This window comes from Streptomyces sp. NPDC054783, from assembly GCF_053611725.1.
This window is the reverse complement of the sequence record NZ_JBSHAY010000001.1, coordinates 553722-572428: the sequence shown is the minus strand read 5'-3', so window position 1 is coordinate 572428 and position 18707 is coordinate 553722. Positions and strand designations below refer to the sequence as shown.

Below are 18707 nucleotides of genomic sequence, written 5' to 3'. Positions count from 1 at the left end.
CCTCCCTATTGTTCGTTCGAACGAACAGGAAACTGGAGGCTGGTCGTGCACATTGCCGGGTCAACCGTTCTGCTCACCGGTGTCACCGGCGGCATCGGCGGCGCGCTCGCCGCCGAACTGTCCGCCCGCGGCGCCCGTCTCGTACTCACCGGCCGCCGCCTCGAGGCGCTCGAACCCCTCGCCGATCGTTACGGTGCCCGCACCGTCGCCGCCGATCTGGCCGACCCCGACGATGTGCGGCGGCTGGCCGAGGAGGCCGCCGGCACGGACATCGTGATCGCCAACGCGGCCCTGCCGTCCAGCGGCGACCTCCTCGACTACACACCGGAACAGATCGACCGGGCCCTCGCCGTGAACCTGCGGGCGCCGGCGATGCTCGCCCGGCTGCTCGCTCCGGGCATGGTGGCCGCCGGGCGCGGTCACTTCTGCTTCGTCGGGTCGCTGTCCGGCATGGCCGCCACCAAGTCGTCGTCCCTGTACACCGCGACGAAGTTCGGGCTGCGCGGCCTCTCGCTGGCCTTCCGCCAGGATCTGCACGGCACGGGCGTGGGCGTCTCGATCGTCCAGCCCGGTTTCGTACGGGATCTGGGAATGTTCGCCAAGACGGGCTCGGCGACGCCCGGCGGTGTCCGCACCGTCTCGCCGGCGCAGGTCTGCAAGGGCGTGACGCGGGCGATCGAACGCGATCTCGCCGAGGTCAACGTGGCGCCGCCCGAGCTGCGCTTCCTCACCAAGGTCGCGTCACAGTTCCCTGGGTTCGCGGAGCGGGTGCAGCGGCTGGCCGGGGCGGAGCCGACGGTGAAGGCGATCGTGGCGGCGCAGCGCGCGAGCCGCTGAAACGGCCTCTTGTCAGGCACTCCGCCGCCATGGCAAGATCCATCGAGTTCTACAGCGCATCCGACCACTCGTCACGAAGGACTGAGGTCCATGGTTCCGGCGTCCCCCAGCGGCCGCCGTCGGTACTGAGCCACCTGCCCAACGGCAGTGCTCGGCAGTACCGTTGACGTCTCCTCACGGCGGCCCGACGACACGGTGTCCCGTACACCGCTCGCCTCCTCGCGGAGGCCGTTCCCTTGTGCCAGCCCACACCGTGAGGTCTTCATCATGCGCACCGATGTCCAGAGCTTTGCCGTCGCCCACCTCCTGCGCCGCCCGGCGGCATGTGAAGTGGGCGGCTTCGTCGTGGGGTTCGATCCCTCGACGACCAGCCCGTACGTCAACTACGCCACCCCCTTCCCCGGCGCCGAGCCCACCGACCGGGACGTCGCCGACCTGATCGCCGCGTTCCGCGAGCGCGGGCTCAAGCCCCGGCTGGAGTTCGCCCCGGACACCGCCCCCGCCGTGGAACCCGCCCTGCGCCGGGCCGGTTTCGGCACGGAGGCGGTGCACGAGTACCTGGTCTGCACGCCCGCCGCGCTGGCCGTGCCGGGCTCCGGCCGCGGCGTGGCGGGCCGGGTCGAGGTGGAGGCCCCCGCCACGGAGGCGGACTACACCGCGATCGACAGCGCGCTGTCGGAAGCCTTCGGCGGCGAGTGGGCCCCGTCGCCGGAAGGCGCGGCCCGGTTGCGGCGTACCGCGGAGGGCGGCGGAGCCGTCCGGTTCGTCCGCGCTCCCGGCGGAGGCTGCGCCGGCGGCGCGATCTGCTCGGCACCCGCCGAGGGCACGGCGGAGCTGGCGGGCGTGGGCACGCTTCCCGCGTACCGGGGGCGCGGCATCGCCGCCGCGGTCACCGCGACGCTGGCCGGGACCATGTTCGGCCGGGGAGCTCGGACCGTGTGGCTGGAGTACTCGGGCGAGGGCTCCCGCCGCGTGTACGAGAGGGTCGGCTTCCGCCCCGGCGGCACACGCCTGTACGTCTCGCTGGACGCCTGACCTCCGGGACCGACGGACACCTGACCTCCGGGCCGGCGGGCCCGTGTGCTCCCGGCCCGGCGGGCCCGTGTGCTCGCCGGCGGGCGGCGTCAGCCTTCTCCGGGGAGCGGGTTGTCCTTGACGAACCGGCGGATCTCCTCCGTGAGCGCCGCCGGGTTGTCCAGCTGGACCAGGGTGCGGGCGTCCGGGATCTCCACATAGCGTGCGTTCGGGAGCAGTTCGGCCAGGCGGCGGCCCGTCGCGCGGGGCATCATGCGGTCCTCGGCGCCCCACGCGACCAGTGCCGGGCGGGTGAACTCCGAGAGGTTCCGGGCCGCTTCCAGGTAGCAGTCCTTCCGCGTCGCACGCAGGAACTTGGCGAAGTCCCGGCGGATGTGACGGTTGGTCAGCAGGGGTCCGTACCAGCGTGCGACGAGTTCCTTCGGGAGCCGCTTCTCCGTCATTCCGCCGAGCGAGGTCTGCATGCGGGCGAGGAAGGGGAAACGGAAGGACTGCAGGAGGAGGAAGACGCCGCCGGGGATCCGGCGGGCCGCGTCCAGGATGCGGCCCTGGACGCCGGGCGGGTAGTTGTCCAGGGCCTCGCACGAGGTCAGGACGAGCCGGGCGATGCGTTCGTCCCGTACGCCGACGAGGAGTTGGGCCGTACCGGTGTCGTTCTGGACCAGGGTCACGTCCCGGAGGTCGAGGCGGTCCAGGAACTCGGCCAGCAGGCGGGCGATCCCGTGCGCGGAGAGGTCGGCGTCCGGCCGCATGGGCCGCCGGTGGCTGCCGAGGGGCAGCACGGGGACCAGGACGCGGAAGTCGGGGCGCAGGGCGGAGACGACGTCGGCCCAGACCGATTCGTCGAAGCCGAGGCCGTGGGCGAGGACCACGCTGGGGCCGTCGCCTCCGGTGTCCTGGTAGTCGATGGTTCCCGCGCTCAGCTCGATCTCCGGCATGCCCGCGCCTCCGCTCCGGTCGGCTGCCTCGACTGTCTCTTGATAGAGCGTTCTAGTGACAGAATAGGCGGCGACCGCCCTTTGGCAACAGCGGCTCCCCGGAGGTGTCACCGTGAGCGACGGCAAGGCCATCAGCACGCATGAGACCCGGCAGCGCATCGTGAACGCGGGCACCGAGCTGTTCCGGCGCTCGGGTTACACCGGCACCGGGATGAAGCAGATCGCCGAGGCCGCCGAGGCGCCCTTCGGCTCGATCTACCACTTCTTCCCCGGTGGGAAGGCCCAGCTGGGCGAGGAGGTGATCCGCACCTCGGGGGCCGTCTATCTGGGGCTCATCACGGCTCTCATGGAGCCGTACGAGGACCGGGTGGCGGCCACCGCCGACGCCTTCACCGCCGCGGCCGGCACCCTCGCCGAGCTGGACTTCGCCGACCCGTGTCCCATCGCGACGGTCGCGATGGAGGTGGCGAGCACCAACGACGCGCTGCGGCGGGCCACTTCGGAAGTCTTCGACAGCTGGATCGACCACCTCGCCGCCTACTACGCCGAGGGCGGCATCTCCGGGCCCGCCGCCCGGGAGACGGCGAGCTCGGTCATCGCCCTGCTGGAGGGCGCGTTCATGCTGGGCCGGGCCGCGCGCAGCACCGAACCGGTGCGGGCCGCGGGCACGGCGGCCGCGGCGATCGTACGCGCGGCGCTGGCCGGGAAGTGAGCCGTACGGCCGTCAGGTCCGCGGGTCAGCCCGATAGAGGTCGCGGAGCAGGGCGATCTCGGCTCCGTGGTGCAGCACTTCCTGGTTGACCCACCACACGATGTCGAGGAAGGGCTCCTCCGCGTCGCTGCCGTACGGATAGGTGCAGTGCCCGACCGTGGCCAGCGCCGTGTCGTCGGCGCTCAGCAGGGCCTGCCGCCAATCGGCGACGGCGGTCTCGAAGGCCGCGATCGCGCCCGCGGCGTCCCCGCTGACCGGGTGCTTCTCCCTGGTCGCCGAGCGGCTGCCGGCGGTGTGGTCGGCGCGCAGGGACAGCATCTCGGTGAGGTGGCTCAGCCGCCAGGCAAGGGTCGTGACGGGCGGTGGCCAGGGGTGCGGGTACGGCGCGGCGTCCCGCCCCCACGGACCGGCGCCGGCCAGGAACTCCGCCCGCGGCCCCGGCCCGTCGTCGCGGCGCCGCACCGTCCAGCAGCCGGGCACCGGTTCCCAGAAGTACTCCTCGTCGGTCAGCGGCTCGACCCTGGTGTCCCCGCCGTCGCCGCTGTCCATGACGGGCCCGGCCAGCCGGCGCAGCAGCCGCTCGCACGCGAAGTCGAACTGGTCCAGCAGCGGGACCAGTCGGGGCGGTGCTGTCGTCATCGGACACTCCTGGATGGACGGACCGGGGCGGACCTCTGCCGACCGGTCAGCCTGGCACAGCCGCCCCGCGGTCGCGCGCCCTTTTCCGGCGCACGCCACTCCCCTGGCCGCGGTCCGCGTACCGGTCGGTTGCCGCGACCAGCGCCTGCCCCACACCCGGCGCACCGGCGTTGTGGCCGGTGTCGTCGACGACCACCAACTCGCTGTCCGGCCAGGCCCGCTGGAGTCGCCAGACGATGCCGAGGAGGTTGCCGAAGTCGAGGCTCCCCTGGACGAGGGTGCCGGGGACGCCCTTGAGCAGGTGGGCGTCGCGCAGGAGCACGCCTTCGTCGTTGCCCTCACCGAGGAAGTGGTCGTTGCCCCAGTAGTGCGTGACGGTGCGGGCGAAGCCCATGCGGAAGACGGGGTCCTCGTAGCGGGCGACGGAGCGCGGCGGCGCGGGGATGGTGGCGGTCTCCCAGTCGGTCCAGGCCCGGGCGGCCCGTTCGCGCACCTCGGGGTCGGGTGATTCGAGCAGCCGGTTGTAGGCGGCGGCGAGGTTCCCGTCGCGCTCGCCGGCCGGCACCTGGGACCGGAACTCGGCGAAGGCGCCCGGGAAGATCCGCCCGAGCCCGCGGGTCAGCAGCTCCACCTCGGCGTTCGACCCGGTGGCGACGCCCGTGAGCACCAGCTCGGAGACCACGCCCGGGTGGGTCTGCGCGTACCGCAGGGCCAGCACCGACCCCCAGGACACGCCCCACACCAGCCACCGCTCGATGCCCAGATGCCGGCGCAGCAGTTCCAGGTCGGCCAGGACATGGGCCGTGGTGTTGACGCTCATGTCGGTGTCGTGGCGGCTCGCGTGCGGTGTGGACCGGCCGCAGCCGCGCTGGTCGAGCAGGACGATCCGGTAGGCGGCCGGGTCGAACAGGCGCCGGGGGTACGGGGTGCACCCGGATCCCGGTCCGCCGTGCAGGACGACGGCGGGCTTGCCGTCGGGGTTGCCACAGGTCTCCCAGTAGACGTGGTTGCCGTCACCCACGTCGAGCATGCCGTGCTCGTACGGTTCTATCTCCGGATAGAGGGCCATCCGGGCACCGTAGCGGCTCCCCAGCTGCCCGCAACGGCTGATCCGGGACATCCGCGCTCACAGCTGCCGTCGTACGCCCGCCTCCCGCTCCGCCCGGTGCAGTTGGTGGCCGAGGTCGCCCCGCAGGGACGTACGGGCGCGGCCCCGGCGGCCCAGCGGGAGGACGGTGCGCTGGGCGGTGTCCTCCAGGAGCAGGGCGAAGCCGCCGTACAGGGCGAAGGCGGCCAGGGCCACGCCGGTCCAGCCTGCCGCGGTGCGCAGGACGGCCGCGCCTCCGGCCTCGTACGAGCCGGTCAGGGTGAAACGGCAGGTTCCGATCAGCAGCAGCGCGGCGAACAGCGGCTTGCCGGGGACGGCGGCGGCGCTCAGCTCAGGCCGCCGGCCGGCAGCCTTCCGCTGGGCCGGCCCGGCGTCCGTTTCGTACGTCCGCGCTGCTGGTGGCGGCATCCGCAGCACCCCGTCCCTCGGGCCTGAGCCGTGGTTCTGCATGGTCGTACGCCACGGGGTACCCCGTTCTCCGCGGTGTCCTCGGCCTTACCGCTCCCGCTGATCGCGCCCGGGCCCCGGTGGCGTGTGTTGCGGAAGCGCCCCGGAATTGTCCGTGATCGGTAACAGACGGATCCTGCGCTCAACCCCGGCCGTCCTGACAGGTGCACGGAATACAGGTGCACAACAACACAGGGACACGGCACGAACGGGGCGGGGCATGGCGCGGCACGGTGGGCGGGGTTGGTACGGCCGGATGGTTGCGGCGGCGGTCGGGGTCACCGCGGTGGCGGCCGCCACGTCGGTGTGGACCGCGCAGGCCGGTCAGTCGGGCGGCGGTTCGGCCGGGTCGGGCGGCCCGGCCCGGCACACCGCGCCGAGGACGGTGACCGTGTCCGCCGAAATCGCCCATGCCTCGGACGGGGGCGCGCACGCGGTCAACATCACCATCGACGACGGCCCGGACCCGGTCTGGACCCCGCAGGTGCTCCAAGTGCTGCGCGAGAACGGCGTGAAGGCGACGTTCTGCATGATCGGCCCGCTGGCCGAGGCGCACCCTGACCTGGTCCGCCAGGTGGTGGCGGCCGGGCACCGCCTGTGCGACCACACGGTGTCGCACGACACCACGATGGACAAGAAGTCCGAGGCCTACCAGTCGCAGCAGATCCTGGAGGCGCAGCGGCAGATCACCCAGGCGTCCGGTGGGGTGCGGCCGATGTACTACCGGGCTCCGGGCGGCGCCTTCACCCCCTACAGCCGGCATCTGGCGGCCTCGCACGGGATGCGTCCGCTCGGCTGGAACGTGGACTCCAAGGACTTCGAACGGCCGGGCACGGGCACCATCGTCGCCACGGTCCAGCGGGAGGTGGCCAACGGGCCGACGATCCTCTTCCACGACGCGGGCGGCGACCGCTCGCAGACGGTGGCCGCGCTGCGCACCCTGCTGCCGTGGCTGAAGCAGCAGGGCTACTCCTTCGGTTTCCCGGTGCGCTGAACGGGCCGCCGGGGAAGGCGGCTTCAGCCGGTCCGGTGGCAGAGGGCCTCCAGGGTGCCCACGCTCGGTCCGTGCCGGGCAGCTCGTGGAGCGTCGCGTCGGTTAACCCCAGGGGAAATCTTGGTCATCCAGGTCCCGGGACGACTGTTCGGATCCGGAGGGGTGCCTACCATGAGGCCGCTGCGTATCACGTCGTACCGGAAAGGCTCGCCATGCCGTTGCCTCGCCTCGGCACGCGGTCCGCTCGTCTCCGGACGGCGCCCGCCGTGTTCGTCGTCCTCGCCGTGGCCCTCGCGGGCACTCTGCTGGCGTTCTCGCTCGGCGGCCCGCGCCACGGCCGGGCCGCCGGCGCCCCGTCGGGGCACGTCGTCATCGACGTGTCGGAGAGCCACTGCGGCCGCGGCTGGACCCGGCCCGAGCCCGGGGTGCGTACCTTCGACCTGCACAACTCCTCCGACGGCGCCGCCGAGGTCTACCTGGAGGACCCCGCCAGCCAGGCGGTGTACGGCGAGGTGGAGGGCATCGGCCCCGGTACGACACGGCAGTTGACGGTCCGGCTGGGCCAGGGGAACTACGCCTTCAAGTGCGTGCCCGACGACGCCGACGCCGTCACCGGCCCCACCGTGCGCATCACCGGCGGACAGCACGGTCCCGGCGCCGCACCGGTCTCGGAACACGACCTGATCCCGCCCGCCCTCGCCTACCAGAAGTGGGTCGGCGGCGGGCTCGACCAGGTCGTCCGGCTGACGACGAAGCTGAAGGACGCGATCGACCGGGGTGACCTCAGCGCCGCGCGGTCGGCCTGGCTGCCGGCGCATCTGGAGTACGAGCGGCTGGGCGCGGCGTACGACGCCTTCGGGGACGCGGACGCGGCGGTCAACGGCACCGACGCGGGACTGCCCGGCGGGGTGCACGACAAGGACTTCGCCGGGTTCCACCGTATCGAGTACGGGCTGTGGCACGGTGAGCCGGCCGGCGGGCTGCGCGCCCCGGCGGCGGCGCTGGTGAACGCGGTGACCGGGCTGCGGGACACCTGGTCGCAAACCCGTATGGACCCCGCCCAGCTGGGGCTGCGCGCGCACGAGATCCTGGAGAACACCGTGCAGTTCGAGCTGACCGGCCGCACCGACTACGGCAGCGGCAGCAACCTCGCCACGGCCCGCGCCAACCTCGACGGCACCCGCGAGGTACTGTCCCGGCTCAGGCCCCTGCTGTCCACCCGGTACGCCGGACTTCCCGAGCTCCAGAAGGAGTTGGACCGCGCCGGGCACACCCTGGACGGGTTCGGCCACGCAGCGTCCTGGACCCCGCTGGACCGTCTCACCCGCACACAGCGGGAGGACGTGAACGCGGTGCTGGGCGGCCTGGTCGAGCGCCTGGCGTCGGTGGCCACCCTGTGCGATCCCCGGAGGACCGTGTGAGCGAGCCTGCAGTCACCACCGAAAGCCCCGACGGCCTGGGCCGGCGCGGCTTCCTTCGCGGCGCCGCCCTGGCGGGAGCCGGGCTCGCCACCAGCGCCGCCGCCCCGCCACGGACACCGGTCGCCGCGACGGCGTCCGTCGCCCCCTTCCACGGCGTCCACCAGGCCTCGGCCATCGCGGCCCCACGCCGCTGTTGCGTGTTCGCCTCCCTCGACGTGACCGCCGAGAACCGCGCCGAACTCACCGACCTGCTGCGCACGCTCACCGACCGGGCCCGCTTGCTCACCTCGGGCGGTACGCCGTCCCCGGTGGGCATCACCGGCCCGCCCGCCGACTCGGGCGTCCTCGGCGACCGGCTGCCCGCCGGGCAACTGGCCGTCACCGTCGGCGTCGGTGCCTCGCTCTTCGACGACCGGTTCGGGCTGGCCGCGCTCAGGCCCCGGCGGCTGACCGCCATGCCCGCCTTCCCCGACGACGACCTGCAGGCCGACTGGTGCCACGGCGACCTCAGCCTCCAACTGCACGCCGACGAACCGGACACCGCCCTGCACGCGCTGCGCGACATCGCCCGGCACACCCGGGGCACCGCGCAGGTCCGCTGGCGCCTCGACGGCTTCGCCAGCCCGCCCCGGCCCTCCGGCACCCCGCGCAATCTGATGGGATTCAAGGACGGCACCGCGAACCCGGACGCCACCAGTGCCCGCGAGATGGACCGGCTGGTGTGGGTCGGCAGGAGCATGGGCGAGCCGGACTGGGCGGTCGGCGGCAGCTACCAGGTCGTACGGCTGATCCGGATGCTGGTGGAGTTCTGGGACCGGGTCTCGCTCGGCGAGCAGGAGCGGATGTTCGGCCGCGCCCGCTCCTCCGGCGCGCCCCTGGACGGGGACCACGAGCACGACACGCCGAAGTACGCCGACGATCCCAAGGGCGACGTCATCCCGCTGGACGCGCACATACGGCTCGCCAACCCGCGCACCCAGGCCACCGACGACCAGCGTCTGCTGCGCCGCGCGTACAACTACGACCGGGGCATGGACGCCAATGGCAACCTCGACATGGGACTGCTGTTCACCTGCTACCAGCAGGACCTGAAGCGGCAGTTCGAGACGGTGCAGCACCGGCTGGCGGGCGAGCCGCTGACGGACTACATCACCCCGTTCGGCGGCGGCTACTTCTTCGCGCTGCCCGGCGTGCGGAACGCCCAGGACTGGTACGGGCGAGCCCTGTTCGGCTGAACCTGTCCGGACAACATGGCCGCCGAATGGGTCAATACACAGTCAAGTTTTGCCCTAGCATCCCTGACTCGGTGTTCACCCGCACGCCATCATGGCTCCGCCGACGCGCCCCGCAACGGGCGCAGCATCCGTGCTCGTACGACGCACAGACGTTCTGTCCGGAGGGGTTAACAACCATGGCAAGCAGGGGAAGACGAGCCGCGATGCGGAGCCTGGGGGCGTTCGCGGGGGCCGCGGCGCTCACTGTGCTCGGCAGCACCGCGCCCGGCTGGGCGGCGGCGCCCGCCGCGGCGCAGGGCGGGCACTCCTCGACCGCGACGCCGATCAAGCACGTCGTCGTGCTCTTCGACGAGAACATCTCCTTCGACCACTACTTCGCCACGTACCCGAAGGCCGCCAACACCGACGGCACGAAGTTCACCGCGTCGAAGAACACCCCGAAGGACATCGACACCCTCGCGCACGCCGGGCTGCTGACGAAGAACCCGAACCAGTACGCGCCGAAGCGGCTGTCCCCGTCCCAGGCGATGACCTGCGACCAGAACCACAACTACGGTGCCGAGCAGCTCGCCTACAACGGCGGCAAGGCCGACCAGTTCGTGCAGAACACCGAGGTCGACAAGTGCAGCGGCGGCCTGTTCGGCGAGCCGGGCCTGGTCATGGACTACTACGACGGCAACACCGTCACCGCGCTGTGGAACTACGCCCAGCACTACTCCCTGTCCGACCGCAGCTTCAGCTCGGTCTACGGCCCCTCCACGCCCGGCGCGCTGAACCTGATCTCCGGTCAGACGCACGGTGTCATCTCCATGGACCCGGCCAGCGGCACGGAGAACCCGAAGCAGACGTCGACGCCCGACGCGTACACGGTGAAGTCCCCCGACGCCAAGGGCGTGGGCACGGTCATCAACGACCCCGACCCGGCTTACGACGACTGCTCCGGCAAGGACCACACCAGCAGCAACGCGCTGGCCTCGATGCAGGGCAAGAACATCGGTGACCTGCTCAACGCCAGGAAGGTGAGCTGGGGCTGGTTCCAGGGCGGCTTCCGCCCGTCGACCGCGTGGAACGGCACGTCCGGCTCGTACGCCAAGTGCGACACCACGCACACCAACCTGGGCGGCGCCGCCGTGGCGGACTACAGCCCGCACCACAACCCGTTCTCGTACTACAAGTCGACGGCGAACCCGCACCACCTCGCGCCGAAGAGCGTCTCGGAGATCGGCCACAACGGTCAGGCCAACCACAACTACGACCTGACCGACTTCTCCGCCGCGCTCAAGGCGGGCAAGCTGCCGGCCGTCAGCTACGTCAAGGCCGGTGAGTACCAGGACGGCCACGCCGGCTACTCGGACCCGACCGACGAGCAGCACTTCCTGGTGGACCAGATCAACGCGATCCAGAGCTCGCCGCAGTGGAAGTCCACCGCGATCGTGGTCGCCTACGACGACTCCGACGGCTGGTACGACCACGCCTACGTCGCCCCGAAGAACGGCTCGACGGACACCTCGCTCGGCTCCAACGGCAAGGCCACCGACAGCCCGGCCTGCCAGAACGGCCCGAAGGCGTCCGGCGGTTACGCCGACCGCTGCGGCCCCGGCACCCGCCAGCCGCTGCTCGTCGTCTCGCCGTACAGCAAGGTCAACAAGGTCGACCACGCCCTGACGAACCAGGCGTCCATCACCCGGTTCATCGAGGACAACTGGTGCACCGGCCGTATCGGCGACCACTCCTTCGACGCCACGGCCGGCTCCCTCGCGGGCATGTTCGACTTCCGGCACCCGAACAACAGGCAGGTGCTGCTGAACTCCGACGGCTCGGTCAAGCGCGTCGGCCCGATCCAGCACGTCGCCCCGGTGTCCACGAGCATCACCCCGGGCCCGGCCATGCAGAACACGGCCGCCACGACGGACGCCTCCGGCTTCCCGACCCTCCCGGTCGGCCTCGGCGTGGGCGCCCTGCTGGCCGCGGGTGCGACCGGCACGTACCTGACGCTGCGCCGCAGGCAGCAGGCCTGATCCCGCAGCACCGCACACAGCGACGCGCCCCCGGTCGGTGACCGGGGGCGCGTTCGCGTCCGATGGAGCCGTGCGGCGCGCCACGGAAGGAAACGGGTGGCCGGCTCCCCGGCCGTGATGTTGGGATGGCGCGGTGCAGGGTGAGTTTTCGATCGTCGTGGACCGCAGCAAATACCAGTACGCGCCGACTCCGTGGGAGCAGGAGTCGTGGCGGGACTCGGCCCTCGCCTGGGTGGCGGAGCAGCTCGCCTCCCACGGCCTGCGGGCGGGCGGTGAGTTGCGTGTCCGGCTGCGGCCGTGGTCCGTGCTGGTGCGGGTGCCCGTCGAGGGGCGGGAGGCGGTCTGGTTCAAGGCGAATCCGCCGGCCAGCGCCTTCGAGGGCCCGTTGACCGCCGCGCTGGCCCACTGGGTGCCGGAGCATGTGCTCCGGCCGCTGGCCGTCGACGCCGAGCGTGCGTGGGTGTTGCTGCCCGACGGAGGAGAGCTGTTCCGCGACGTGCTCGCCCGGGAACCGGTCGAGCCGCGGACCTGGGAGGAGCTGCTGCGCCAGTACGCGAGCCTGCAGCGGACCCTCGCTCCGCACACGCGCGAGATCGAGCGGCTCGGGGTGCCCGCCACCCGGACCCCCGATCTGCCGGGGGTGTTCGACCAGCTGCTCACAACGAGCACCGCGCTGCTCCCGGAGGCACGCGGACGGCTGGATAGGCTGCGGCCCCGGCTCACGGACTGGTGCGCGGAACTAGCCTCCTTCGGCGTCGAGGACACCCTCGACCACGCGGATCTGCACGACGGCCAGCTGTTCCGTCCGGCGCCGGGCCGGTTCACCTTCTTCGACTGGGGCGACGCGGTGGTTTCCCACCCGTTCTGCAGCCTGCGGATCCCCGTCGAGAGGGCGCGCGCACGGTACGGGCCGCAGGTCCTGACCCGGCTGCTCGACGCCTACCTGGAGCCCTGGACGGGCGCCGGCCGCACGCCCGTGGACCTGCGCCGCGCGGCACACCTCGCCTGGCGCCTGAGCGTCCTGAGCCGCGCCGCGTCCTGGGGCCGCACGTTTCCCGGCTCGTCGGGCACCGGCCCGGGCGCCGAGCAGAGCTCCGCGTCCCTGCTGGAGATCCTCAACGACCCGCCGTTCTAGGCCGGTTGGGCCGCCGGCGTGGTTCCGGAGGCGTCGGTCACCACGGCCCGGCGGTGGCAACCGGTCGTTCCAGGTGCCGTGGCGGGGCGGCCGGCTGCTTGTCGGTGGGCCGACGCGTCGCAGCCGCATCGCGCGCCCCATCCGGTCCGCGCCCGTACCCGGCGGCACTCGCCGCCCCCTCACCGCACGGCGGACACTGGTCCGTATGACCCGCACTCGTACGCCCGCCGCTCCCCCGCCCGGCCGCCGTACCGTGCTGGCGGCCCTCGCCGGTGTCGCGCTCGGCGCGGCGGGCTGTTCCGGCCGTACGACCCCGGCTGCGCACCCGTCCCGGAAGGCCACGGCCGGCATCGGGTCGCCGTCTCCCTCTCCCGTGCTGCCGCGCACCACCCCCTGGCGGCCCACGTCGGCCGAAGTCCAGCCGGCCGCGAAGCTGCGCGCCGTGCGGCTGGTGGAGGCGATCGGCGCCTGGGCCGACGGTCACGGCGGCGCGGCGGCGGCACGGGCGAGGGTCGCGGCGCTCGGGCTGCCGGCGTCCCTCGTCGGCCAGGCCGGGCCGCTGCTGCCGACGGCCGACCAGGCGGCGCTGCAGGTCGTGGACGCGCAGTACGGCGGGATCCTGTCCCGGTCGGCCAGCGTGCTGGTGGTGTGCCGGCAGTGGACCCGGCGTGCCGGCACGGTGAGCGCCGGCGGGACGACGGTCGATGTCCGCCTCGCCCGGTCGGGTTCCGGCTGGACGGTCGACGCCCTGCATCCGGCACACCCGGGACCGGCTGCCCGGTCCTTGGCGCCGGACGTCCGGAGCGTGCTGTCCGACGAGCGGATCGTGCTGCCGCCCGCCGCCGTGGCGGACCTGCGCAGCGGTCAGGTGCACACCAGCGTGGCGAAGGCGATGCTCGCGCTGGCGCGTACGTACCGGCTGGAGGTGAGCGTCGTCCGCTCCGGGCATCCGCTGGACGTGTTCGGCACCAGCCGGCCCAGCGACCATCCGCGGGGCCGGGCCTTCGACGTGTGGCGGATCGACGGCCACGCGGTCGTCGATCCGGCGACCTCACGCGGTCTGGTCGAGCGGTTCATGCGGGACGCGGCGGCCGCCGGGTCGTACAACGTGGGCGGCCCCGTGCCGCTGTCCGGCGGCGGTGCCGGTCAGTTCTTCAGCGACGCCACCCATCACGACCACGTGCACATCGGCTTCCGCACCTGACCGCAGCCCACGGCGTCACCCGTTCGGCCGTATCGCCGCCGGCCCGGCCAGGCGCGCTCGCGCGGCCCGCCGACCGGTGTTCCCGTGACTCCCGCGGGTTGCGCGGGCCGGGCGGGCGTCGGAACGCTGGAGCCGACACACATCCGGGAGGTGCAGTGGCTCCGGCACACGACACCACGCCGTCGGACGGCCTCGGCCGCCGGCGCTTCCTCACCCTGTCCGCGGGCCTCGGCCTCGGCACGGCCGCCGCGTGCACGGCGGCACCGCCGCGCCCGCATGCCACCGCGGCCCCCGACGGGCGGCTGCGGCCCGAGGCGGAGCGGGACGCCCCTGGCACCGCCGACTGGCGCCTGGCCTCCACCGGCCCACCGGACGCGGTGGCCGGTTACCCGGACCGGGTGAGCGTGACCCCGGGCGAGCAGTTCGGGCTGCACGTGTCCACCACGGCCGCCGCGTTCCGGGTGTCCGCGTTCCGGGTCGGCTGGTACGGCGGCCGGCAGGCCCGCCGGATATGGACGTCCGGGCGCATACCCGGCCGCGCCCGGCCCGCGCCGCGCGTGCTGACCGCCACCCGCACGGTGCGCGCCGACTGGCCGGTGACGCTGCCGGTGGACACCTCGGGCTGGCCGGAGGGCGCCTATCTGCTGCGGCTGGAGGCGGACACCGGTCACCAGCGTTACGTTCCGCTGATCGTCCGGTCCACCGACGGCACGGGCCGTACGGTCCTGTTGCACGCCCCGGCCACCTGGCAGGCGTACAACCGCTGGGGCGGGAGCAGTCTCTACAACGGCGCGTCCGGGGCGTACGCCACCCGCTCGCTCGCGGTGAGCTTCGACCGCCCCTACGACGGCGACGGCGCCGAGAAGTTCCGGGTGTACGAGTGGGCGCTGGTGGTGCTGGCCGAGCGCCTCGGCATACCGCTCGCCTACACCACCGGGGTCGACGTCCACCGCGACCCCGGGGTCTTGCACGGCGCGCACGCCGTCGTCTGCCTGGGGCACGACGAGTACTGGACGCCGGAGCAGCGGGCCCATGTGACCGCCGCCCGGGACGCCGGTGCGAACATCGCCTTCCTCGGCGCGAACACCTGCTTCCGCCGGGTCCGGCTGGAGGCCGGGGAGGGCGCGGACGCCCGTACGGTGGTCTGCTACAAGACCGCCTACCGCGCCGACCCGTGCTACGACTCCCACCCCGCGCTGGTCACCACCGACTACCGTCTCCCGCCCGCCGCGGATCCCGAGTCCTCCCTGACCGGCGTGCTCTACGAGGGCTATCCGGTCGACGCACCCTATGTCGTCCGGGCCGCCGACCACTGGCTGTACGACGGCACCGGCGCACGCTCGGGCGACGCCTTCGCCCATCTCGTCGGCGTGGAGTACGACCGGATCACGCCCGGCGCTCCCACCCCCGGCCGGCTGGAGATCATCGCGCACTCCCCGCTGGTGTGCGGCGGGCGGGCCAGCCACAGCGACTCGGCGTACTACACGGCTCCCGGTGGCGCCGGCGTGTTCGCGACCGGCACCATGCGCTGGGTCGAGGGCCTGGTGGCCGGGACCGGCATGTTCGGGCGCGACCACGGCATGGACGCCCGCACCCGCTCCTTCGTCACGCGCACCACGGAGAACCTCCTGCGCACGTTCGCGAAGGGCCCCGCGGCCCGGCACGCCCCGCTGCCGCGCGCCAACGTCCGCACGGTGTACGGCGCCTGACCTCGGGGCAGCGCGGTGTTGCCGGTCGCGTTGAGGATCCGGCGGTGATGCAACCCACCTGAGGGGACGCCAAGTACACGTGGGCCGGGGCGAGTTCGGCGGGCGGGGCCGGGCGCGACCGCGTTGACCCGGATGCCGCAGCGCGAACTTGGTTCAGCCAGAACATGCCGTACAGACTGGTCCGCATGACCCGGTCGAACTGCTCGGTGCAGATCGCCTCGATGGACGGGCGGGACGGCGACCGGGTTGCCGGACCACGCGGGCCGCAAAGCCCGGTCAGTCCGTCGCGGCGGGCCGGCCGCCCGACCGCATGTGATCCCTGCGGGCGTTGTTGTAGATCCGCAGGAGATGCTTGGCCACGGCACAGGCCGCACCGTCCGCATGACACTGACGGCACGTCCGCACGTGCTGCTCATAGGTGAGGCGCGCGTTTTCCAACGCGTCGTTGAGAGAAGACATGGACATCTCCGGGCAGGGCGCGTCCTGGGACCGCACCAAGTTGACTGACTGGTAACCCGGAACCAAGGTGATCATATTACTGGCGGTAGTGGGAAGCCCGCGTCATCACCCTTGCGCCGAGGCGTGGTTGCCCCTCTCACCGGACGACTGCCCCCGCGTGACCGTCACCGTGCGTGACATCCACGCGGAGCCGGAGGCCGCCCGGCCGGCGGTGCTCGAACTGGCCGACCCCGGACCGTGCCTGGACCGGCACGCTCAGGGTTCGCGGGCCGAGTGGTGGCCGCCAATCCCACCTCGAAGGCGCGGTCGGCCCGGCCGTCGAGGGCGGAGCCCAGCACAGGTTCCGATCCTGCCCTCTCCGCTCGGCTGCTCGGCACCGCGGACCCGGAGGCCCACCCCGTCGGCCGCGAACGACACGGTCGGCCGAGCCCGGCGCGATGCCGCCGTCGGGCGTGACGTCGTCGACGCGCCGTGGCGTGCCCGGGCTAGGATCGTCGGCAGCATCGCGTGTCGGTCACCGGCCGGGTGAGGCATGGAGGTGCCAGGACATGCCCTGGAGGCATTCCTTGTCGGTCCAGTTCAACCACACCATCGTCCATGCCCGGGACAACCGGGAGTCCGCCGAGTTCTTCGCCGGACTGCTCGGTCTCGAGATCACCGGGGAGTGGGGCCCGTTCGTCGCGGTCGCCCTCGCGGGCGGAGTCACCCTGGACTTCGCCACCGTCCCCCAAGAACACATCACGCCCCAGCACTACGCCTTCCTGGTCTCGGAGGAGGAGTTCGACGCCGCGTACGCGCGGATCGTCGAGCGCGGCGTCGAGCACTACGCGGACCCGCACCGGCGACAGCCCGGCACGATCAACCACAACGACGGCGGCCGCGGCGTGTACTTCATGGATCCGGTGGGCCACGCCATGGAGCTGATCACCGTCCCCTACGGCGGTTGGCCTTCGTGACCGACGCGCTTCACCTGCCGAAGCCCTCCTTCTTGACGAGGTCGAGGAAGCGCGGGGTGCCCTCGGTGGTGCGCACGTCGAGAAAGGTGCGCACATGCCCCTCGGTGACGGCCTCGCGCACGAGCGCGTGCGCGAGGTCGGCCCGGGAGGTGAACCGCCCGGGCAGCCGGCCGGGGACCAGCCGGTAGTCGCTGACCTCGGTCGTGTCGAAGAGGCCGGCGGGCCGCAGCACCGTCCAGTCGTGGCCGCTCGCGCACACGATCTCCTCCATGCGGCGCATGTCGTCGTAGACCGTGCGCCCGACGACCCGCACGAAGAACGGCTCCAGCACCTTCCGGAAGAAGACGCCCTCGCCGGGGGCCGGCACGTCGAACAGGACGGTGGAGGTGACGCACACCAGGCGCCGGACGCCGTACCGGGTCATGGCCCGGGTGATGTGGGTGAGGCCGGCCGAGTACACCGTGACCGGAGCGCGGCCGTAGGGGACGCCGAGCGCGGAGATCACCGCGTCGTGGCCGGGAACGACGCGGTCGACCGCCGCCCCGTCCAGGACGTCGGCCTCCGCGACCCGCAGACGGGGGTGGTCGAGCGGGAAGTCGTCGGGGTGACGGGTCACGGCGGTGACGGTGTGTCCGGCGGCGGTCGCCTGCTCGGTGACCTGCCGTCCGGTCGGCCCGTTCGCGCCGAAGACGACGAGTCGCATGGGCTGCTCCTTCGCTGCGTGATGCTGCTGCCGTGGACCGAGATGGCCGGACGGGCGGCCGGTGTGACAGCGCGGGAGCAGGATGAGACCTACGGCACATATCCGGCCCCGATGTCACACTCCGGGGACCCGGCCCCTCTGGGTGGGCAGACGTCGTGAGGAGATGCCATGCCCGACAACCGGACGCCCGCGGGAGCGGACACCGCCACACAGGCGTTCCTCGACCACCGCGAGCTGCTGTTCGCGGTGGCGTACAACATGCTGGGCACTGTCACCGACGCCGAGGACGTGCTGCAGGAGACCTGGCTGTCCTGGGCGGGCCGTGCGGGTGCCGGGAACACGGGGCAGGCGGCGCAGATCGAGCATCCACGGGCCTATCTGGTGCGGATCGCCGTGCGGCACGCGCTCGCGCGGCGGGCACGGATCGCCCGGCGGCGCGAGACCTACGTCGGGCCGTGGCTGCCGGAACCCCTGCCCACGGACGGCGCTCCCGGTCCGGCGGCCGGCGAGGACGCGTCCGAGGGCGCGGTGCGCGCCGAATCGGTGTCGCTGGCCATGCTGGTCGTGCTGGAGACCCTGACCCCGCTGGAGCGGGCGGTGTTCGTCCTGCACGAGGTGTTCGGCTACGCACACACCGAGATCGCGGACGTCCTCGGCCGCAGCCCCGCGGCCGTGCGACAGCTCGCGCACCGTGCCCGGTCCCATGTGCGCGCCCGGCGCCCCCGCTACCGGGCCCATCCCCGCGTCCGGCGGCAGGCGACGGAACGGTTCGTGGCCGCCGCGCTCGGCGGGGATCTCGCGGCGCTGCTGGAGATCCTGGCGCCGGAGGCCACGCTGTGGACGGACGGCGGCGGCAAGGCGCAGGCGGCACCGCGGCCGATCCGCGGCCGGGACAAGGTGGCACGGGCGCTGACCGGCTATGCCGCGCGTACGGCGGCGGGACTGGAGTTCCAGCACCGGGACGTCAACGGCGACGCGGCCGTGGTGGTGTTCGAGGACGGCTCCCCGCACGCGGTGATGGTCATGGACCTCGACCCGGACGGCGAGCGGGTCCGCGAGGTGTACCTGGTCACGAACCCGGACAAGCTCTCGGCGCTGGAGTCGGACGAGCCGCGTCCGAAGGCCTGACGGCGCGCGTGAGCGGGACGCCGCAAGGC

Annotated in this window: 18 protein-coding genes and 1 pseudogene; 12 read left to right on the top strand and 7 right to left on the bottom strand. The window is 72.9% G+C overall.

All coding sequences use genetic code 11. From position 1 onward, the window contains the following. Positions 1-45 precede the first annotated feature (45 nt). Positions 46-837 (top strand): SDR family NAD(P)-dependent oxidoreductase, encoded by a 792-nt coding sequence (locus ACWGJ5_RS02620; RefSeq protein ID WP_453307952.1) that lies wholly within the window; start codon positions 46-48, stop codon positions 835-837. A gap of 267 nt (positions 838-1104) precedes the next feature. Further along, positions 1105-1872, top strand: coding sequence for a GNAT family N-acetyltransferase (locus ACWGJ5_RS02615; RefSeq protein WP_453307951.1), 768 nt, complete (start codon positions 1105-1107; stop codon positions 1870-1872). 89 nt (positions 1873-1961) lie between these two features. Here ACWGJ5_RS02615 and ACWGJ5_RS02610 read toward each other — a convergent pair whose 3' ends face one another. After that, a complete protein-coding gene (locus ACWGJ5_RS02610) occupies positions 1962-2810 on the bottom strand; it encodes an alpha/beta fold hydrolase (RefSeq protein WP_453307950.1) in 849 nt (282 codons plus the stop codon). A 112-nt stretch (positions 2811-2922) separates the two neighbouring features. Here ACWGJ5_RS02610 and ACWGJ5_RS02605 point away from each other — a divergent pair, with 112 nt between their 5' ends. Then, positions 2923-3522, top strand: a complete 600-nt coding sequence (locus ACWGJ5_RS02605; protein ID WP_453307949.1) for a TetR/AcrR family transcriptional regulator — start codon at positions 2923-2925, stop codon at positions 3520-3522. A gap of 12 nt (positions 3523-3534) precedes the next feature. Here ACWGJ5_RS02605 and ACWGJ5_RS02600 read toward each other — a convergent pair whose 3' ends face one another. The 3 genes from ACWGJ5_RS02600 to ACWGJ5_RS02590 are packed head-to-tail and all read right to left on the bottom strand — an operon-like array spanning position 3535 to position 5677. After that, positions 3535-4161 (bottom strand): DinB family protein, encoded by a 627-nt coding sequence (locus ACWGJ5_RS02600; protein WP_453307948.1) that lies wholly within the window; start codon positions 4159-4161, stop codon positions 3535-3537. Between the two features lie 46 nt (positions 4162-4207). Then, complete coding sequence (pip, locus tag ACWGJ5_RS02595; protein WP_453307947.1) at positions 4208-5230, bottom strand: prolyl aminopeptidase; 1023 nt, start codon at positions 5228-5230, stop codon at positions 4208-4210. 57 nt (positions 5231-5287) lie between these two features. Next, positions 5288-5677 carry a hypothetical protein gene (locus ACWGJ5_RS02590; RefSeq protein ID WP_453307946.1) on the bottom strand — a complete coding sequence of 130 codons (390 nt, stop codon included), beginning with the start codon at positions 5675-5677 and terminating at the stop codon, positions 5288-5290. Positions 5678-5936: 259 nt separating this feature from the next. Between ACWGJ5_RS02590 and ACWGJ5_RS02585 the strand changes: the two genes are divergently transcribed. The 7 genes from ACWGJ5_RS02585 to ACWGJ5_RS02555 all read left to right on the top strand — a co-directional run bounded on the left by ACWGJ5_RS02585 (position 5937) and on the right by ACWGJ5_RS02555 (position 15432). After that, the gene (locus tag ACWGJ5_RS02585) at positions 5937-6710 is read left to right on the top strand and encodes a polysaccharide deacetylase family protein (RefSeq protein ID WP_453307945.1); all 774 of its coding nucleotides are present in this window, start codon (positions 5937-5939) and stop codon (positions 6708-6710) included. A gap of 212 nt (positions 6711-6922) precedes the next feature. Beyond that, entirely contained in the window at positions 6923-8131 is a 1209-nt protein-coding gene (locus tag ACWGJ5_RS02580) for an EfeM/EfeO family lipoprotein (RefSeq protein WP_453307944.1), read from the top strand. Beyond that, positions 8128-9366 carry an iron uptake transporter deferrochelatase/peroxidase subunit gene (gene efeB, locus ACWGJ5_RS02575; RefSeq protein ID WP_453307943.1) on the top strand — a complete coding sequence of 413 codons (1239 nt, stop codon included), beginning with the start codon at positions 8128-8130 and terminating at the stop codon, positions 9364-9366. Before ACWGJ5_RS02580 ends, efeB begins: the two co-directional genes overlap by 4 nt. 203 nt (positions 9367-9569) lie before the next feature. Further along, positions 9570-11384 carry a phospholipase C gene (locus ACWGJ5_RS02570; RefSeq protein ID WP_453307942.1) on the top strand — a complete coding sequence of 605 codons (1815 nt, stop codon included), beginning with the start codon at positions 9570-9572 and terminating at the stop codon, positions 11382-11384. A gap of 151 nt (positions 11385-11535) precedes the next feature. Beyond that, the gene (locus ACWGJ5_RS02565) at positions 11536-12519 is read left to right on the top strand and encodes a phosphotransferase (RefSeq protein ID WP_453308267.1); all 984 of its coding nucleotides are present in this window, start codon (positions 11536-11538) and stop codon (positions 12517-12519) included. 205 nt (positions 12520-12724) lie between these two features. After that, a complete protein-coding gene (locus ACWGJ5_RS02560; RefSeq protein ID WP_453307941.1) occupies positions 12725-13723 on the top strand; it encodes a hypothetical protein in 999 nt (332 codons plus the stop codon). 155 nt (positions 13724-13878) lie between these two features. Then, the gene (locus ACWGJ5_RS02555) at positions 13879-15432 is read left to right on the top strand and encodes a N,N-dimethylformamidase beta subunit family domain-containing protein (RefSeq protein WP_453307940.1); all 1554 of its coding nucleotides are present in this window, start codon (positions 13879-13881) and stop codon (positions 15430-15432) included. Between the two features lie 5 nt (positions 15433-15437). Here ACWGJ5_RS02555 and ACWGJ5_RS02550 read toward each other — a convergent pair. Together ACWGJ5_RS02550 and ACWGJ5_RS02545 are read right to left on the bottom strand one after the other, a co-directional pair. Then, positions 15438-15655 (bottom strand): annotated as a pseudogene (locus tag ACWGJ5_RS02550) (hypothetical protein); the annotation flags it as partial. Between the two features lie 53 nt (positions 15656-15708). Beyond that, the gene (locus ACWGJ5_RS02545; RefSeq protein WP_453307939.1) at positions 15709-15966 is read right to left on the bottom strand and encodes a hypothetical protein; all 258 of its coding nucleotides are present in this window, start codon (positions 15964-15966) and stop codon (positions 15709-15711) included. A 491-nt stretch (positions 15967-16457) separates the two neighbouring features. On the opposite strand from ACWGJ5_RS02545, the gene ACWGJ5_RS02540 reads away from it, so the two are divergent. Next, positions 16458-16847 (top strand): VOC family protein, encoded by a 390-nt coding sequence (locus ACWGJ5_RS02540; protein WP_453308266.1) that lies wholly within the window; start codon positions 16458-16460, stop codon positions 16845-16847. A 10-nt stretch (positions 16848-16857) separates the two neighbouring features. Here ACWGJ5_RS02540 and ACWGJ5_RS02535 read toward each other — a convergent pair whose 3' ends face one another. Then, a complete protein-coding gene (locus tag ACWGJ5_RS02535; protein WP_453307938.1) occupies positions 16858-17550 on the bottom strand; it encodes an NAD(P)-dependent oxidoreductase in 693 nt (230 codons plus the stop codon). A 168-nt stretch (positions 17551-17718) separates the two neighbouring features. Between ACWGJ5_RS02535 and sigJ the strand changes: the two genes are divergently transcribed. Further along, positions 17719-18678 (top strand): RNA polymerase sigma factor SigJ, encoded by a 960-nt coding sequence (gene sigJ / locus ACWGJ5_RS02530; protein ID WP_453307937.1) that lies wholly within the window; start codon positions 17719-17721, stop codon positions 18676-18678. Positions 18679-18707: the final 29 nt, after the last annotated feature.

What these genes read in the sequence shown, in the direction of transcription:
- ACWGJ5_RS02615 (WP_453307951.1), top strand. Translation starts at nt 1,105, where the DNA reads ATGCGCACCGATGTCCAGAGCTTTGCCGTCGCCCACCTCCTGCGCCGC.
- ACWGJ5_RS02610 (WP_453307950.1), bottom strand. Translation starts at nt 2,810, where the DNA reads ATGCCGGAGATCGAGCTGAGCGCGGGAACCATCGACTACCAGGACACC.
- ACWGJ5_RS02600 (WP_453307948.1), bottom strand. Translation starts at nt 4,161, where the DNA reads ATGACGACAGCACCGCCCCGACTGGTCCCGCTGCTGGACCAGTTCGAC.
- pip (WP_453307947.1), bottom strand. Translation starts at nt 5,230, where the DNA reads ATGGCCCTCTATCCGGAGATAGAACCGTACGAGCACGGCATGCTCGAC.
- ACWGJ5_RS02590 (WP_453307946.1), bottom strand. Translation starts at nt 5,677, where the DNA reads ATGCCGCCACCAGCAGCGCGGACGTACGAAACGGACGCCGGGCCGGCC.
- ACWGJ5_RS02585 (WP_453307945.1), top strand. Translation starts at nt 5,937, where the DNA reads ATGGCGCGGCACGGTGGGCGGGGTTGGTACGGCCGGATGGTTGCGGCG.
- ACWGJ5_RS02580 (WP_453307944.1), top strand. Translation starts at nt 6,923, where the DNA reads ATGCCGTTGCCTCGCCTCGGCACGCGGTCCGCTCGTCTCCGGACGGCG.
- ACWGJ5_RS02570 (WP_453307942.1), top strand. Translation starts at nt 9,570, where the DNA reads ATGCGGAGCCTGGGGGCGTTCGCGGGGGCCGCGGCGCTCACTGTGCTC.
- ACWGJ5_RS02560 (WP_453307941.1), top strand. Translation starts at nt 12,725, where the DNA reads ATGACCCGCACTCGTACGCCCGCCGCTCCCCCGCCCGGCCGCCGTACC.
- ACWGJ5_RS02545 (WP_453307939.1), bottom strand. Translation starts at nt 15,966, where the DNA reads ATGATCACCTTGGTTCCGGGTTACCAGTCAGTCAACTTGGTGCGGTCC.
- ACWGJ5_RS02535 (WP_453307938.1), bottom strand. Translation starts at nt 17,550, where the DNA reads ATGCGACTCGTCGTCTTCGGCGCGAACGGGCCGACCGGACGGCAGGTC.
- sigJ (WP_453307937.1), top strand. Translation starts at nt 17,719, where the DNA reads ATGCCCGACAACCGGACGCCCGCGGGAGCGGACACCGCCACACAGGCG.